A 16,959-nucleotide genomic window follows, 5' to 3' on the forward strand; every position below is an offset into this window, starting at 1 on the left:
CGTGCTCCTTCAATATGCCTATGATCTGTTCTTCGGAAAACCGGTTGCGCTTCATCTCTGGTCCTTCTCGTCGGGCCAGAGCCTACTTCAACCTGGATTAATTCACTGGGGCAACGTCAACCGGGGGGCAGGTCACTCAATCGCTCTCATGATTTGTCTAGCGGATATTGAATCCCAAAACCTATTTTGGCGCAATGTCATCGCCCATTCGTTGGCCGCTATCGTCGTCATCGACCACAGATTTCAGGGCTTCATCCTGATAGGCTTTTAAAGTCTGTCCCGTCGTCTTAACGACCCATTCCGTTCGCCCATTGGAATTGCGGCCATTGATCACCGACGCCGCGGCACTGGGGCTCTTGAAGACAACGGCTGCCGCAAACACCAAGAAGTTTTCGTTGTTCAGGTCCTGAACAAGCAGTCCATCGTCGATGAGCTGCTGGCGCAAGCCTGCATAGTCGTTGCGGGTATGCATCGGCTGAGCCAAGGCTTGGGAACCATCCAATACGGTCAATTCGCCATCGTTCTCGAGCGCGGTGGCCCTATATCCATGTTTCTTCGACGATAGCTCCAATTCCAATGGCTCAGAAATTATGGAGAGGTTTGTCTGCCCTTCCAAGGCGGCAGGTGGGCGCGGACGGCGGGCCTTTGGTCGCAATGCGTCAATGCCGACGACGGGAAGGATCACTTCAATTTGGGCAAGGAAATATTCCATGTCCGAGGTATCTGATTCCGGAAGGAATGAGCTGATACTGGCCCCTTTGAGATTTGCAACTTTCGCCCGCTCGGCAGTTTCTGCCAATTCTATTAAGCGCCCCTCCAGATAGCGGACATGGGCTTTCGTCAGGTTCTTGTCTTTGGATGTGAATATGCAGGCGTGTGTCCAGAAGTCCTTCGTATCGTCAGTCGCATGGCTCTTGATGCGGGTTTTGACCGTATCTCCCTCGCCGACATACATCATTTGGCGGCTCGGGTTTTCTGGGTCTTCCCCCATCAAAAGGTAGACGCCAGTGCGGCCAGCTTCCTCCCGATTCAATGCCTCGACCAATCGTGAGCGTGGCAATACAAGCGCATGCCCGGTCCAATTCATGACTTCTGCTGTCAGAAGGCCAGTCGGCGTCCCATCAACCAAAAAAATCCGAACTGATTTCCCGAACATGATCCCCCCTCCGCCGATCCCCGCATGCGGCATTTAACAGACATCCCCCAGTTGATGTAAATGACAAATAATGACCCGCCACTGGACTTTCATCCGGCGCTGATTAGAGCCTCGACGGCTTCTGTTACGCCGTTCGGCGCGGGGTGAGCAACCGGCGGAGGCGCGGAGCTTTCGATATGCGTAGCTGCTGGAGCCGGTTGCGGTGAGGAGCCCGGCGTAGGCGGCAGGGGTCTGGTAGGCGAGCGAGGAATGGGGCCTCGCGGTGTTGAATCCTCTACCCAGTCGGCGATGGCGGTGCGGGCATGATCGAGGCCGAAGAACAGGCTCTCGTTCAAAAACTCGCCGCGCATGCAGCCGTTGAAAGACTCGCAGAAGCCATTCTGCATCGGCTTGCCGGGCGGCGATGTAGTGCCATTCCACCCGGTGATCCTTCGACCAGGCGAGGATGGCGTTCGAGGTGAACTCGGTGCCGTGGTCGGATACGATCATTCCGGGTTTGCCGCGGCGGCCGATCAGGTCGGTCAGTTCCCGTGCGACACGTCTACCGGAGATCGAGGTGTCCGCGATCGCTCCCAGGCATTCGCGCATCACGTCATCGACGATGTTGAGCACGCGGAACCGACTGCCACAGGCAAACTGATCATGGACGAAATCCAGCGGGCATTGGGCCGCGCCTCGACCAGGATCGGAGCACGTGTGCCAACGGGCCCGTCGCCGTACCCGGCGCTTGCGCACGGTGAGCCCTTCCTCGCGATGGAGCCGATAGATGCGGTTGATACCGCACGGCTCGCCCTCCCGCCGCAGCAAGATGAAAAGCCGCCGGTAGCCGAAACGCCGGCGCTCATTGGCGAGATCACGCAGCCGACCGCGCAGTTCCGTCTCCGGTGGGCGCCGGGATCGGTAGCGGATCATCTTGCGATCGGCACCGACAAAGGAACAGGCCCGCCACTCCGACAGGCCCATCACGGCCCTCACATGCGCGACGGCTTCGCGCTTCGCGGCGGGCCCTACCATTTTTTGAAAGAAGCTCGCGAAGTGCCGAGGCTTCGAGCATCTGATCGGCAAGCAGCTTCTTCAGCTTCGCGTTCTCGTCCTCAAGAGCCTTCAGCCGTTTGGCGTCGGACACGTCCATCCCGCCATACTTCGCTTTCCAGTTATGCAGCGTCGCCTCCGAGATCCCGTGCTTGCGGGACAGGTCGCCCGCCTTCGCTCCCGCGTCGTGCTCTCACAGAACCGCAATGATCTGCTTGTCCGCAAACCGCTTTCTCTTCATCTGTCCGTCCTTCAATCGAGGCCGAACTCTAGTCCCAAGTGGAGGAAATTACCCGTGGCAGGTCATCCCAGCGCGACGCAGTCCTTCGGCCTGATCCAGCGCGCAGGACCGCAGGTTCGCTAGAAGCGAACCTCAAGTCTCGCGTTGGCGCCTTGTTCCACGGCATTTCGCCCGAAGCGCCCCTGATAGGTGAGGCCGACCTTTGCGCGGTCGCTGAAGTTGAAGCGAACGCCGGCCTGCAGGAGTGCGCTGTCGCGATCGATGGGCGCTCCCTGGACGGAGAAGCTGTCCAGGCCCGCAATGGCGAGGCGCCGGTCGGCCGTGACGCTGCCGATGGCATGCTGCCAGCCGAGGCGTCCGGTCAGCTCGGTGGTCATGCCATCGCGCGTCGCCAGGGTTTTCGACAGGCGCATGCCAAGGTTCGTTGTCCCGAAGAACTGCCCTGAGGCCTTGCCAGAAAGCGCCACTTCGGCGGATCCGGTCTCCTCTATGGCGCCGGCATGGTGATGAACCACCGCGAGGCCGGCGTAGGGCTCAAGTCCGAGCCAGGGCGTCTCGACCCGATAGGAGAGGTCCGCGAAGGCCTGTGCGGTGCGCGATCCATAGTCGGCGGTGACGGTCTCGTCGATGCCCCCGAAGGCGACGCGACGGCTGGTCGATACCTGATGCCAGCTGTGGGAGACACCGGCGTCGACGCGAAGTGCGCCGGTGCGAACCGCGCCATAGGCGCCAAGCGTGAAGCTCTCCGCCGTAGCACTTGATCCGCGGTTGTCGACGCTTGCCGTTGACCGCCCGAAGCCGGCCAGGAGGCCGAGCCTGATATCCCGCGTCGGGCTGGATTCCACACCGAACAGCCCTCCACCGGTGCTGCTCGAAAGCCGGGCGGCATTGCCGTCACCATTGAACATCGCGTAGGCGCCCTGAGCCTGGCTCCAGATCTGCAGGTTCGTGAGAGGCTCCTGCGCTGTCGAGGGAGCCGCCTCGCCGTTGTTTTGGGCGAGGCTGTCGAAGCCGCTGGCAATGCGGTTGGTCACGGCATCGCGCAGACGGCCACTTTCGCTCACGAACATCGCCGGCAAGGAAGCATGGATTTCACCGGACAGACTGTCATAGGCGGCGCGGGCCGACGCGGCGTCGAGGCCGATCAGCGCGCCATAGAGCGTGGCGGAGGTTGCCGGACCGTCGAGGCTCGTGGCGACGGCCAACTGGTTGGCGGTCCGTGCCTGCGAGGCGAAATTCGCGCTGTTGCGGGTCAGCTCAAGCACCACCGCATTCGGCTGGTAGACGAGCGTTGCATCCAGGAAAGCGAAGCTCTCCGTCACGCTGTCGAAACTCCCGAAGACGCCGCCAGCGCCGGTCATGATCGTGTAGCTGGTCGACGGGGCAAGGGGAGCCGTACTTCCGCTCAACAGCGAAACATTGACCGTTCCGCCCGTCAGGTCGATGCGTCCAGTCGCCGTCGTCAGATCGCTCGCGCCGGTATCGTCCACCTCGACGGCGTAAATGCTTCCCGGGCCGAAGGAGGCGTCGCCGGCCACATTGATGGTCCCGATCGAGTTGCCGGGCGCAAGCGTTCCCCCCGAGGCCAGCGACAGACCGCCGATCGTGCCGTTGCCATGGAGCAGGGCGCCGTCGTTGACGGTAAAGCTGCCGGCAAGCGTGGTGTCGAGCGCATAGACGACACCCGAGTGCAGTCCGACATCGCCGGTGAAGTTCGATTGAAGCCGTGCCGCACCGGTGCGGTAGATCTCGGCCGAACCGGTAAAGCCGGAATAGTCACCCGAGAGCAGCGTCTCGCCGTTCCGGAAGGCGAGCGTGCCGTCGCCGGTGACGTCGGCTGAGAAGTCATAGGCCGCATCCCCGTGATTGAAGACGATGCTGCCGTCACCCGCGCCGAAAGCAACCGTTCCGGCCAGCAGCGTCCCCGCGCCGACTGGCGTCGCGCCTTCCTCTGAGCCGAAGACGAGCGTGCCGCTTGAGCCGGCCGATTTGCCGAGTTCCAGCGTCCCGGTTCCGCCGCCGATTTCAGCAACGCCGTCGTCCGACAACACAAGCATTCCCTGCCCGCCGGCGCCGCTTCCCACCGCCGCAGCGGTTGCAATTGACAAGCGGCTGCCGGCCCCCGCGACAGTGACCCTTGCGCGGGAAGAGCTTCCGACGTCGAGGCTCGCGGCGTTGACCACGGCCTTATCCCAAATCCACAGGTTGCCGCTTCCGCTGCCGCCGGTCTCGCCCAGAGTCAGGTCCGAGCCGATGGTCCATAGCGTTCCCGCACCGGAAATCTCGAACTCGGCATCGCTTGTGCCGGCTGCGGTAATCGCACCGCGCCCGCTTGTCATGGTCTTCCCGCCACCGATGCTGATGATGCCCTCATCAACGCCGATCGTGCCGGAAACGGTCGTGTTGCCGCGCAGGAACACGGTCCCGAAACCCGTTTTCGTGAAGGTGCCCAGGCCGGTGATTTCGCCGGAAAATCCGGTGACGTCGTCCTGATCCAGAACGAGATCGGCCTCAGAGTCGGTGCTGGTCAGAGTGCCGCCGGTGCCCCACAGCAGCGACATCGTCAGGTCATGGCCGGCGAGGTCGAGGGTGCCGCCATTGATCGCGTATTGGGTGTTGTCGGCGAATGCGTTTGCGCCGCCTGCGCGCAACGTTCCGCCGTTCACCACTGTCCTACCGGTGAAGGCGGCGTTGTTGCCGGTCAGGGTCGTGGTCCCCGCATGGGCCGCGATCGTCCCCCTGCTGACGATGTCGGTGGCGAAGGCGTAGGCGCTGTCTGTGTGGTTGAAGACCAGCGATCCGTTACCGTTTCCAAAGGTGAGCGAACTCGCGGTCAGGGTGCCGGCGGCGGATGCGGTTTCACCGGCGGCTGCGCCGATGTTCAGGACGCCCGCGCCACTGAAGCGCGCCACATAGACGGTCGAGGCTGAGTTCAATGCGCCGCCGTCGGTCAGGGTCAAGGTGGCGCTTTGCCCGTTCTGGCCGATGGTCACAACGCTGGCGGCATTGATCGACGATCCTGTGCCTTGCACCGTGACCGTGGCATTCGAACCGCTCCCGTCTCCCAGGATCAGCAACTTCGATGTCGCGAGGACGCCGCCCTGGACGATGTTCACCGTGCCCTTGCTGTTGCCGCTGGAGCCAACGACCATGTTGGCATTCGCGGTCATGGACGATCCCGGTCCGGTGATGTTGAGTGTGCCCTCTGAACCACCCAGGTTGCCGACGAAGGTTTCTTCCCCGACCGACACCGCAGCCCCTTCCGCTATGGAAAGCGAGCCGGTGCCCCGGTACCCGACGCGGAGATCATCATCAATTGACCAGGAAGAGTTCGCACCCGTCACGTTGACGGTACCGGTGCTGTTCGCCGCCTCGCCGAGAAAGGCATTGTAACCGGTGGTCAGGCTGGCGCCCTCCGAGATGGTCAGGCTCCCGGCATCACCGCCCGCATAGCCGAGATAGGCACTATTGGAGCTGTTCAGCGACGTTCCGCTTCCCGAAACGGTCAACGTGCCTGTCTTTCCCACCTGGCCGCCCAGGTAGATGCGGTAGCTGTTGATGCCGGACCCGTTCGAGACCGTCGCGTCGCCATCCGCCACGTGAAAATTGCTTACGCTCGCCGTTGCCCCGTCGAGGTTGAGCGAGCCGCCTGAAACCGTCAGGTCTCCGAGCGCGGCACCGGCTGTGCCGGTCATGGTCCAGGCGGAGCTGCCTGTCTTCGACATGGCTTCAAAGCCGGTGTATTTGGTGCCGATATCGCCCAGATCGAAGCTCGCGCCAGGGCTGGTATCTCCTCCCAGGACAAGTGTGTCGCTCCCGCCACCCGCGACGACATTGCCGGTGATCGTTGAACCGGATCGTAGCTCCAGTGTGTTGGTGCCTGAGGTGAATTCGATGGCATTGGCGCGGACGCCGTCGCCGGAGAGCCCGCCGGCAATCGTGCCGCTGTTGACGATCGTCAGGTCTGAGCCGGAGATGCCGGTCCCGCCGACACCTTCGTTTCCGGCAGGCCCCGTGCTGGCCATTATGGAACTACCGCCCGCGCCCCCTTGACCTCCCGCGCCACCGGTGATCGTGCCGGAGTTTTCGATGGTGAGGTTGCTGCCCGCGATGCCGGCCCCACCCGCACCGCCATTGCCGCCCCTCCCGCCATTGTCGGAGTGACGGAAGCCGCCATTGCCTCCGTTGCCACCGTGTCCGCCCGTGAGTGTGCCGCGGTTCTCGATCATGCCGTCGCTGCCGGAGACGGCGGCGGCGCCAGCTCCGCCGCCGCTGGCGTTCGCATTGACGGAGTCATAGGCGCCATTGCCGCCTGAACCGCCGTTGCCGCCGGTTGCGGACCCGGTCAGCCGCAGCGAAACCCCGCTCCCCGTAACGGCTGTCGTGCCAGAATCTCCCGCAGTGCTGGCGGCAGCGTCTGTTGCGTTGCCACCGTTGCCCCCATTCCGGCCGGCCGCAGTGCCCGACAAGGCGGCGGTGAGTGCATTGGTGGACGACTCGCCCGACAGCACCAGCGATGTGCCGGATGCGGCGAAGGGAGAGCCGGTGATCTCGACCGGGGCGCTTGCACGGACCGTGACGTTTGCCGAAAATGCCGGCAATCCGCCCGACACGGCGATGGTCGCGACGGCGGGATCGATCTCGATCACGTCGCCGCTGGCACCCGCCCTGGCAATGGCCCAACTCAGCGACCCTGCGACCGTTCCGCTTCCGTCATCCGTTGCCTGCGTAACCGCATAGGTCGCCGCCTGTACCGTCTCGACGGACAAGGTCATGAGCGACGCGGCGCACAGGGCCGTCGAGGCGAGAAGCCGCACGGCACACCGGCGCGCGGGACTCGTCCGGCGGGCTTTCTGGCGGCTTTCATGCCTGCGAGCCCAGGGCCTTTCTGCACGGCTCGACGTGTCATGTAGCGCTTCGCAAGGTGCGCGAGACGTCGTGTCGATCATGGCCATGGTTTCTCCCTCGAGCCGCACCGTCAGGTCATGTGACGGCGCGCCGCAGGAAAGCCGGCACGGCTCTCCTGCGGCGCAAGTCGTTTTCACAAGCCGCTTATGGCGTCGGAGGGGGAGGGAGTTGTATCCCCTGTTTAGGGGTTATTGTTCGATATCAGGCCTTTACCGAGCCACAGAGCCATCAGGCTTGAGCGGCTGGAAACACCATATTTGCGGAAGATCCGCTTCACATGGTCATGAGTGGTATGCGGGCTCTGGTTGTTCTGCTCCGCGATGCGCTTCTCTGTCAGACCGAGCAGCAGCCCCTGCAGGACGAGCTGTTCGGTCGGGGTGAGTGGTGCCGAGGCGACACCAACCCCTTCGCCAAGCAGCTGGTGCCGGTAGAACCAGCGAAGCCCGCGCAGCGCATGGAAGATCAGGGCCTGATCCTCGCGGGAGAACGGCGTCTTTTCGAAGCTGCGGTGGAACCCGATTTGCAACTCCGCGTCGGCGCTCACGGGAATGCCCGCCCAGATGGAATCGTGCCGGTCCAGGGCTTTGTAGTAGCGCAGATAGGACGGCCCTTCGAACCACTCCGGCGTTGCCAGTTCGCTCAACAGCAGGACCCGGAACGTTCCGGCCAGTTCCACATTGCGCCTCGTGGTGATGTCCGGTTCGCCCTCGTCCATCTCCGCAAAGGCCTGGTCGATCGCCTCACTGGTGAACTCGCATGGGTTCAGCGTGAAGAGACTGCGGGGCCGCCATCCCTTCATCGGATCGCCGCCCTGGTTCCAGTCCAGCCGCACGCAGCCGATCCAGTCCGCATTCTGCGCATCCACCATGGCGCAGATCTCTTCCAGCAGAAACCTGCGCGACGCCTGTATATCCACCGCGTCGAAGGCGGAAAGGTCGTCCCATAGCTCGTAGATCCTGTCGAGACTGGAAAAACCGATTTGCATGAAGAGTCCGTGAAATGATGAGGGAGCGTCGTAGACAATATAGCGAGTGCTGGCCCATGGTGTGATCCGGTATAACCACCTGATCGCAGTGCGCCCCATGGCGCTGCCAGTCCGCCCTTGTGATCAAGGGGGAAAACTCCGCGATCCGGCGGTCCACGCTTGGGGAGCCGAATGCCGATGATTCCTCTCAAGCGAGGCTCTCGTTTTATCTTCGTTCTGTCGGCAGGACTGCTAGTCCCCAGTCCTCATTGAAGCCTTGTCATCGATGCTGACGGCGGACATCCAAAAAGTTGCAAAACTGCGCTCCCGATCAGCCAATGGAACCGCCTTCGACGACGCTGACGGGCATCAGAAGATGCTGAGCTTCTGCCCCTTCCGCGTCGATCAGGCCGATGAGTATCTTACTGATTTCCTGACCGATTTCATAGGCAGGGGAGGCAACGCTGCACAGGGTTGGCTTGGAGAACTTCTGGAACAGGAAGGCGTTGTACCCGGTCACCATGAGGTTGCCGGGAACGGAGAGCCCGCATCGCTCTGCAGCCTGCATTGCCGCTAGGCCAAGCTGATCGTTGCCGCCCATCACCGCATCGGTGTTCGGGTGGCTTCGCAACCACGATTCGATCTCGTCGATGGATGCTTCGAAATCGTCTTCGCTACAGGACAGATAGTCGATGCCCGCCCGGTTTCCCGCAGCCGCAGCCGCAGCGGCCGCCCGTCGCTCCATGGCCGGCCAAACCTGCCGGGAAGCTACGAACAAAATACGCTTGGCTCCCTTGTCGAGCAGTCGTTCGACAAGCATTCTTGCCCCTGCACCATCGTCCTGGCGGACCGAAGAGACTTCAGGCAGGTCCGGAGGAGGTTCGTCCTGGATGACGACCATGGGGGGCGGCAACTGCGCGAGCTTTCTATAGACCTGCACCCTCTGTTCGCGTTCACCCGAGACCATGACGGCAAACCCGTCACAGCCGAAGCTGCGCTCCATCAGCGTGTCCAGTGCCTCCGGGCTGCGCAACCCGTTCACCATGAGACTGTAGCCTATGGTGGCGAGATAATTGCTCATCCCGGCGGCAACCTGGGTAATGTAGGGATCATCGAGAAAGCGCCGGTCGGGGTGCAGTACGGTCAGGCCGAGCGCAAATTCCTTTTGCAGCCTCAGGCTGCGGCCACTGCGTTGGGGCCGGTAGTTGAGTTCGCGAATTGCCTCGCGCACGCGCGCGGTCACCTCGTCGCCAACACGGGCCATGCGCCCGTTGATGACATTAGACACCGTCATCATGGAGACATTGGCAAGTTTTGCCACGTCCTTGAGGCTCGGCTTTTGTGACCGCCCGACGGCGGACTTCTTGGCCATATCGCGTTCAACCCAACTACCGCCCCGCCACAGGGGCCTTCAGCTTGCTTCCATTGATATACGCCGAATTGCGGCTGGAAGACCCTGGAGACTGTGGATAATCGGAGACTTATGCGCCCGGAAATGCGCTTATCCGCTCTTCCGGGTGCGTCCTTCAGCAGTTTGGCGCCTTCAGGCGGTGTGAAGCGACTTCACCAGTTCGATGGCGGATTGCCGGAAAACGGCTTCGGCATCCTTCGAGACATAGCAGGCAAGCTCCACCTCATAGCCGCCCTCTGCATAGCAGTCGGCTGGTGGCAGATAGCCTTCGGTGCCGTTTGTGTAGCCTCCAACAAAGGTCATTGCGAAGGGCGAAGCCTCGCGGATGGCAAGCCCCGTTGCCGAAAAGATCTCCATCGGAGCCGACACCAGCACCGCATCGCCGATGCGCAACGCGCGTATCGGGATCGGCACCGATGAAACATTCTGCACGCGCTGCGCCATGACGAGCATGATGTCGGCGCGCCGCGCCCGGAAATGGACATCGGCAAGCGTTTCGTGGTCCGCACCATTGTTCTTCAGCGCATGGAGTTCCGCCTTGGTTGCAGCCGCGCGTTCTTCCAGAACATCGATGGGTTCGAACGGCTTTACGGGCAGTTCGGCAACGGCTTCCGCCACGCGGATCGACGCGGGATTGTCGGCAAGCACCGTCTTCTTCTGAACACCGAGCGGGGCTCCGGATTCCACCACGTGGCTATAGTCCATGCGGTAGTTCATCGGAGACATCGCGGTAAGCGCAGTTGCGGCATCCGCCGCGATCCGGTTGCCGATCCGCTCGGCAAGCCGCACGTCGCCGCTCAGGGCTTCGAACGGGATCTGGTCGCCCGCGCTGCCCTGCAGGAACAGGCAGATACCGCCGACGAGCTTTTCGACGCCCTCTTTCAGGGCTCCGGGAAATTCAGCGCTGATCGCCGTATTCTGGTGAGCAAGCACGATAGGATGCGTGCCGTAGCCCACGACGCTCGCGATCGTGTTGCCGTCGAGATCGTCGAAACGCAGGAGCGCTATCGTCGTGTCGCGCAGCCCGCCCTGATGCGGGCTGACCACTATTCGCCCCTCAGGGGTGGAGAAACGCCGGTTCAGCGTGACCTCGCTTGCACCATAGCCGGAGGCAACGCGGGCCGGCTGCAGGCTTTCAACCGCCAGGCGGCACGCCGAAAGGATGGCCTGCAGAGACTTCTCGCGCCATGCCGGCATCAGGTCCATGCCGGGCATGTCCGGCGACAGACCGTTTGTCGTCTCCGCATTCCAGACCGGTGCGCTGTGCGTGTGCGTGGCCCCTATGGAAATATCAGCGGCCGAAACGCCCGTTTCCCTCTCGATCGTCGCGCGTATCTCGTTGCAGACACTTGTCGGCAATCCCGTCAGATCAAGGTCGCAGACCAGAAGTCTTGTCCCGTCGTTTTCAAGGCAAAGCGCCGTCGCATGCAGCGGCAGGTGAATGCTCTCGGCAAGATCGACGGTACGCGCGCCCCACAGGATATGAGGGATACCCACCGGCGGTGTCATGTCCGCACGGCCCACTCCGCATTTCAACAAGGTCGTCTCTTTCATCATACGTAGTCCCGTGCCACGGCGGCGCCGCGCCGCCCCTTGAGAAGCTCGAAATCGCAACCTTCATCCGCCTGCAGAATCTGATCTGAAAACAGCCGCTCGAAACCACCGGCCGGCGTGGCCGCCGGCACCCAGCTTGCCCTGCGGCGCGCAAGGTCCTCGTCCGATACCTCAAGCACGATCGAGTTCGCCGATGCGTCGAGGGAGATCATGTCCCCGTTTTCCACCAGCGCGAGCGGGCCGCCGATGGCTGCCTCCGGTGAAACATGCAGGATGACCGTGCCATAGGCCGTGCCGCTCATGCGGGCATCGGAAATGCGCACCATGTCGGTCACGCCCTTCTGGAGCAGCTTGCGCGGAAGCCCCATGTTGCCGACCTCCGGCATGCCCGGATAGCCGCGCGGCCCGCAATTCTTCAAAACCAGGACACTGGTTTCGTCGACCTCCAGATCGGGGTCGTCGATCCTTGCGTGATAGTCGTCGATATCCTCGAAGACGACCGCCGCGCCGCGATGCGTCATCAAGGATGGCGTTGCGGCGGACGGCTTGATGATCGCCCCGTTCGGCGCCAGGTTGCCGCGCAGCACCACGATCCCCCCGTTATGGGTAAGCGGGGCGGACATGGGACGGATGACCTCATCGTTGAGAACCCGGATCGCGCCATTGTTCTCGGCAATCGTCCGCCCGTTCACAGTGAGGCAATCTCCGTGAAGACGCCCGGCATCCAGAAGCCTGCGCAGCACCGCCTGCATGCCCCCTGCATTGAAGAAGTCCTCCATGAGGAAGCGTCCCGAAGGCATCAGGTCAACGATGGTCGGAATATTGAGGCCGATACGGTTCCAGTCGTCGAGCGAGAACGGCACCTCGACCCGGCCTGCCAGCGCCTGCAGGTGAATGACCGCATTGGTTGAGCCGCCAATCGCGGCATTGGCGCAGATCGCGTTTTCGAAGGCCCCGCGCGTCAGGACACGCGACATGCGCAGATCCTGATGCACCATCTCGACAATGCGCTTGCCACTCATGAATGCCAGCACGCGCCGGCGCGCATCCACGGATGGAATGGCGGCATTTCCGGGAAGCGTGATTCCCATTGCTTCCGAAAGGCAGGCCATGGTCGAGGCGGTGCCCATCGTGTTGCAGGTTCCGGGCGAGCGGCTCATGGCCGCTTCCGCCGCCGAAAACTGTTCCGGCGAGATCGTTCCGGCCCGCATTTCCTCGCTGAGCCGCCAGACATCGGTGCCTGAACCCAGAACCTGCCCGTTGAAGTTCCCGCTCAGCATCGGCCCGGCCGACACGAGGAGAGCTGGCAGATCGCAGCTTGCCGCCCCCATGAGAAGGGCGGGCGTGGTCTTGTCGCAGCCCGCCAGCAGCACCACCCCGTCGATGGGGTTGGCGCGAATGCTCTCTTCCACTTCGATGGCCGCGAGATTGCGGAACATCATCGCGGTCGGGCGCATGTTCGATTCACCCAGCGACATCACCGGAAACTCGACGGGAAAGCCGCCCGCCTCGAAGATGCCGCGCCGCACATGTTCGGCCAGGTCGCGAAGCTGGCCGTTGCAGGGCGTCAGTTCCGACCATGAATTGCAGATGCCGATGACGGGCCGGCCGTCGAACAGGTGTGGAGGGAACCCCAGGTTCTTCATCCAGCTTCGGTGAATGAAGGCTCCCTTTTCATGCCCTCCGAACCATTCGGCGGACCGCAATGGGTCTTTTTTCTGGGTCATTTTGTGTCTCGCAAGGCTGGCGCGATGGTCCTGGTGATCTTCCGTTCGTGAAACCGGGGATATCCTGTCAGGCTGCGGCGGCCTTCAGCTCCTCGGCAAAATGGCAGGCCACCTGGTGGCGCTCGCCCAGTTCCCTGAGTGCCGGAGGCTCGCTTCGGCAGAGATCGCGCGCGAACGGGCAACGTTGGCTGAAGCGGCACCCCGGAGGCGGGTTGAGAGCGCTGGACACCTCCCCGCCAAGGCGCGCGCGGTTGCCCCGAAGGCGCGGATGAGCCACCGGGATCGCCGCCAGCAGCGCCTGCGTGTAGGGATGGCGCGGGGAGGCGTAGAGGGCATCCTTCCCGGCGATCTCCACCACCTCGCCCAGGTACATCACCGCAACGCGATCGGAGATGTGCCGCACGACCGAAAGGTCATGCGCGATGAAGAGGTAGGAGAGGTTGAACTCCTCCTGCAGGTCCTGCAGCAGGTTGATGACCTGAGCCTGGACCGAAACATCCAGCGCCGAGACCGCCTCGTCGCAGACGATGAAGCGCGGATCGGCCGCAAGGGCGCGCGCAATGCCGATGCGCTGGCGCTGGCCGCCCGAGAATTCGTGCGGATATCGCGTGATATGCGCCGCGTTGAGCCCCACCCGGTCGAGCAGCATGCCTGCGCGCTCGCGCATGGCCCGGCGCGTCATGGCACCCTGCACATAGAGCGGCTCGGTCACGATGTCCTCGACCGTCATGCGTGGATTGAGGGAACTGAACGGATCCTGGAAGACGATCTGGATCGACTTGCGGATGGCCTTGAGTTCACCCGCATCGAGCTTCAACAGGTCGCGTCCCTGGAAAAGGACCTCTCCCTTGTCCGGCTCCATGAGGCGCAGAAGCAGCCGCCCGGTCGTGGATTTGCCGCAACCGGATTCTCCGACCAGACCAAGCGTTTCTCCCTCGCTGATATCGAAGCTCACCCGATTGACCGCCTGCACCGTACCGATGATCGTGCTCCGGAAGGGGCTGCGGATGGTGAAGTGCTTGGAAAGGTTCCGAACGGATAGAAGCGGTGCTTGGCTCATGCCTCGGCTCCCTCTGGTTGCGCCGCCGAGGCAAGGAGTTCATCCGCCCGGATACAGGCCGAGGCGTGATTTTGTCCCACAGCGATCATTGGGGGTCTGCCGGTCTTGCAGGCCGGTTGCGCAAGGTCGCAGCGCGGCGCGAAGCGACAGCCGGGCGGCAGCGCGCCGAGGTTCGGCAGCGCGCCGGGGATGGTGGTGAGCCTGTGGGGGTTGCCGGTCAGCTCCGGCGTGCACTGCATGAGGCCCTTCGTGTAGGGGTGCGCTGGGCGGTCGAATATCTCCGTCACCGGTCCTTGTTCCGCGATCCGCCCGGAATACATGACCACCACCTTGTCGGCGCATTCAGCGATCACTCCCATGGCGTGGGTGATCAGCACGATAGCCATCTTGGTTTCGGCCTGGATTTCCAGAAGCAGGTCGAGAAGCTGAGCCTGGATGGTAACGTCCAGCGCCGTGGTGGGCTCGTCGGCGAGAAGCAGCTTGGGAGAGCATGACAGGGCGATGGCGATCATGACGCGCTGCCGCATGCCGCCCGAAAGCTGATGCGGATAATCGTTCATGCGTTGCGCAGGTGAGGGGATGCCGACCTTGGTCAGAAGCTCCACTCCTCGGTCGAAGGCCGCGCGGTAGCTGATGCGCTCGTGAATACGGATCGGCTCGATCAGCTGGTCGCCGATCTTCAGAACCGGATTCAACGAACTCATTGGCTCTTGAAAGATCATGCCGATGGAGCGGCCACGCAGCCGGCGCATCTCCCGGTCGGAAGCGCGTGCAAGGTTGTGGCCGTCGAACATGATGCGTTCGGCTGTGACCTGCGACGTGCTCTTCGGCAGGAGCCCCATGATGGCAAGCGCTGTTACGCTCTTGCCTGAGCCGCTTTCACCGATAAGGCCGACGATCTCGCCCTCGTTCACGTCGAAGCTGACGTCGTCGACAGCTACCACCGTGCCTTCGTCGCCTGTGAAGGTCGTGCGCAGCCCTTCGACGCGCAGAATTGGCTCTTTTGGCATGGTCAGTGTTCCATCTTCACACGAGGGTCGAGAACGTCCCGCAGACCGTCGCCCAGAAGGTTCAGGCCCAATACCGTGATCGCGATGGCCATGCCGGGAATGACCGTCATCCACGGAGCCTCGCGGATATAGCTGCGGCCTTCGGAGATCATTATGCCCCAGCTGGGATCGGTGGGTGCTGCCCCGAGCCCCAAAAAGCTGAGCACTGCTTCCGAGAGGATCGCATAGGCGAAGACGAAACTGAGCTGCACCACCAGAGGCGCCATGCAGTTGGGCAGGATATGGCGCCGCAAGATATGGTAGTCGCCCGCACCCGCCGCCCGCGCCGCATTGACGAATTCGAGCTGGCTTACCTGCAGGACGGATGCTCGCAGGATACGCGCGGTGCGCGGAATGTAGACGACCGCCAGCGAGATCACTGCCGTCATGGCCGAGGCTCCCATCGCCGCGGCAATGCCGATTGCAAGCAGCACCGAGGGAAACGCCATAAGAGCATCCGACAGGCGCATGAGAATGCCGTCGAGACGCCGAAAATAGCCCGCAAGTGCCCCTAGAAGCACACCGAACACCGCATTCAGGAGAACGACGCCCAGACCGATCGCAAGGCTCAGCCGCGCGCCCCAGGCTACGCGGCTGAAAAGGTCGCGGCCCAGATTGTCGGTGCCCAGCAGGAATTCGAACGATGGCGGCTGGAAGCGGGAGCGGATGGCCATCTTGTTCGGATCGGCTGGTGAAATGATCGGTGCGAGGATGGCGATGGCCGTCACGAACAGGCATAGCCACAGGCCGATCATGAAGGAGCGGTGCCGGATGAGGCGACGCACGCGCCGCCCCGCGAAGAACCGTCTCAGGAAAGACGGAGCGCCTTGGCTGTCGTTCATTTCGAGACTGCTCATTGGACGCGCACCCTGGGATCGAGCCAGGCATAGAGCACATCGACCGCGATGTTCAGGATCAGAAGGACCGCTGCCACGAAGATGAGGCCTCCCTGGATCATGGGATAATCGCGGCCGAGGATCGCATTGCCCAGAAGCGCGCCGATCCCTGGCACGGCGAAGATGGTTTCCACGATGACTGACCCCGACAGAAGCACCGAAAGGATCATGCCGAGCACAGTGACGACGGGGATCAGCACATTGCTCATGGCGTGCTTGATGATCACCCGTGGCTCACTCGCGCCCTTTGCGCGGGCCGTGCGGATATAGTCTTGGCCGAGCACCTCCAGCATGGTGGAGCGGGTCAGGCGGGCAAGCAGGCCAATCTGCATCATGGCGAGCGAAAGAGCCGGCATGGTTGCCGCCAGGAACCAGCCCAGCGGGTCTTCGAAGAAGGGCACGTAGCCCCCCGTCGGCAGCCAGCCGAGATGCACCGAAAACAGGACGATCATCACGAGACCCAGCCAGAAATTGGGGACGGAAACCCCGATCAGCGCGAAGGCCATCGCCACCTGATCGATCCAGCAATTGTGTTTCATCGCCGCGATGACGCCGATGGAAAGCCCGAGGATGATCGTCAGGACGAGCGAATAGAGCGCCAGCGATATGCTGATGGGCGAACGCTCCAGCACCACCTTCAGGACCGGCTCTCCCAGAATGATGGAGTAGCCGAGATCGCCCTGAAAGAGGTTTCCGTAGAAGATCATGATCTGCGTCAGAAGGGACTTGTCGAGCCCCAGGGTTTGCCGCAGTTTGATGAGCTCGTCGGGCGTGGCGTTGGGGCCCGCCAGAACGGCGGCGGGATCCCCAGGCACCAGCTGCATGATCCCGAACGAGATCAGGCTGACGAGAAGCAGAATCGGCACGGCCTGGGCTATGCGCCTCAGCGTGTAATCAAGCATGTGACCTCCGAACGTTTTCGTGCCGGTTCACGCATGGCGGAACATGGGGCAGAAGGGCT

10 protein-coding genes and 1 pseudogene are annotated in these 16,959 nt (G+C 62.7%); all 11 read right to left on the bottom strand.

Translation table 11 applies throughout. The features are described 5' to 3' along the window. Positions 1-181: 181 nt before the first annotated feature. The 11 genes and pseudogenes from ACSLUQ_RS00005 to ACSLUQ_RS00055 all read right to left on the bottom strand — a co-directional run bounded on the left by ACSLUQ_RS00005 (position 182) and on the right by ACSLUQ_RS00055 (position 16,900). Positions 182-1,156, bottom strand: a complete 975-nt coding sequence (locus tag ACSLUQ_RS00005; protein ID WP_461807346.1) for a GIY-YIG nuclease family protein — start codon at positions 1,154-1,156, stop codon at positions 182-184. Between the two features lie 89 nt (positions 1,157-1,245). Next, positions 1,246-2,429, bottom strand: a pseudogene (locus ACSLUQ_RS00010) (IS3 family transposase). A 119-nt stretch (positions 2,430-2,548) separates the two neighbouring features. Then, positions 2,549-7,204 carry an autotransporter domain-containing protein gene (locus ACSLUQ_RS00015; RefSeq protein ID WP_461807347.1) on the bottom strand — a complete coding sequence of 1,552 codons (4,656 nt, stop codon included), beginning with the start codon at positions 7,202-7,204 and terminating at the stop codon, positions 2,549-2,551. A 314-nt stretch (positions 7,205-7,518) separates the two neighbouring features. Continuing rightward, the gene (locus ACSLUQ_RS00020; RefSeq protein WP_461807348.1) at positions 7,519-8,322 is read right to left on the bottom strand and encodes a helix-turn-helix transcriptional regulator; all 804 of its coding nucleotides are present in this window, start codon (positions 8,320-8,322) and stop codon (positions 7,519-7,521) included. 310 nt (positions 8,323-8,632) lie between these two features. Further along, positions 8,633-9,673 (bottom strand): LacI family DNA-binding transcriptional regulator, encoded by a 1,041-nt coding sequence (locus tag ACSLUQ_RS00025; RefSeq protein ID WP_461807349.1) that lies wholly within the window; start codon positions 9,671-9,673, stop codon positions 8,633-8,635. Positions 9,674-9,844: 171 nt separating this feature from the next. Then, positions 9,845-11,269 (bottom strand): neutral/alkaline non-lysosomal ceramidase N-terminal domain-containing protein, encoded by a 1,425-nt coding sequence (locus tag ACSLUQ_RS00030; protein ID WP_461807350.1) that lies wholly within the window; start codon positions 11,267-11,269, stop codon positions 9,845-9,847. Further along, complete coding sequence (locus tag ACSLUQ_RS00035; protein ID WP_461807351.1) at positions 11,266-12,993, bottom strand: IlvD/Edd family dehydratase; 1,728 nt, start codon at positions 12,991-12,993, stop codon at positions 11,266-11,268. Before ACSLUQ_RS00035 ends, ACSLUQ_RS00030 begins: the two co-directional genes overlap by 4 nt. 67 nt (positions 12,994-13,060) lie before the next feature. After that, a complete protein-coding gene (locus tag ACSLUQ_RS00040; protein WP_417280679.1) occupies positions 13,061-14,053 on the bottom strand; it encodes an ABC transporter ATP-binding protein in 993 nt (330 codons plus the stop codon). Beyond that, positions 14,050-15,063, bottom strand: coding sequence for an ABC transporter ATP-binding protein (locus ACSLUQ_RS00045; protein WP_461807352.1), 1,014 nt, complete (start codon positions 15,061-15,063; stop codon positions 14,050-14,052). Before ACSLUQ_RS00045 ends, ACSLUQ_RS00040 begins: the two co-directional genes overlap by 4 nt. A gap of 2 nt (positions 15,064-15,065) precedes the next feature. Beyond that, on the bottom strand, positions 15,066-15,959 hold the full coding sequence (locus tag ACSLUQ_RS00050) for an ABC transporter permease (RefSeq protein WP_417280677.1): 894 nt from the start codon (positions 15,957-15,959) through the stop codon (positions 15,066-15,068). Beyond that, positions 15,956-16,900 carry an ABC transporter permease gene (locus tag ACSLUQ_RS00055; RefSeq protein ID WP_461807353.1) on the bottom strand — a complete coding sequence of 315 codons (945 nt, stop codon included), beginning with the start codon at positions 16,898-16,900 and terminating at the stop codon, positions 15,956-15,958. The genes ACSLUQ_RS00050 and ACSLUQ_RS00055 overlap by 4 nt, the downstream gene beginning before the upstream one ends. Between the last annotated feature and the right edge of the window lie 59 nt (positions 16,901-16,959).

It is taken from the genome of Stappia sp. ICDLI1TA098 (genome assembly GCF_054880955.1).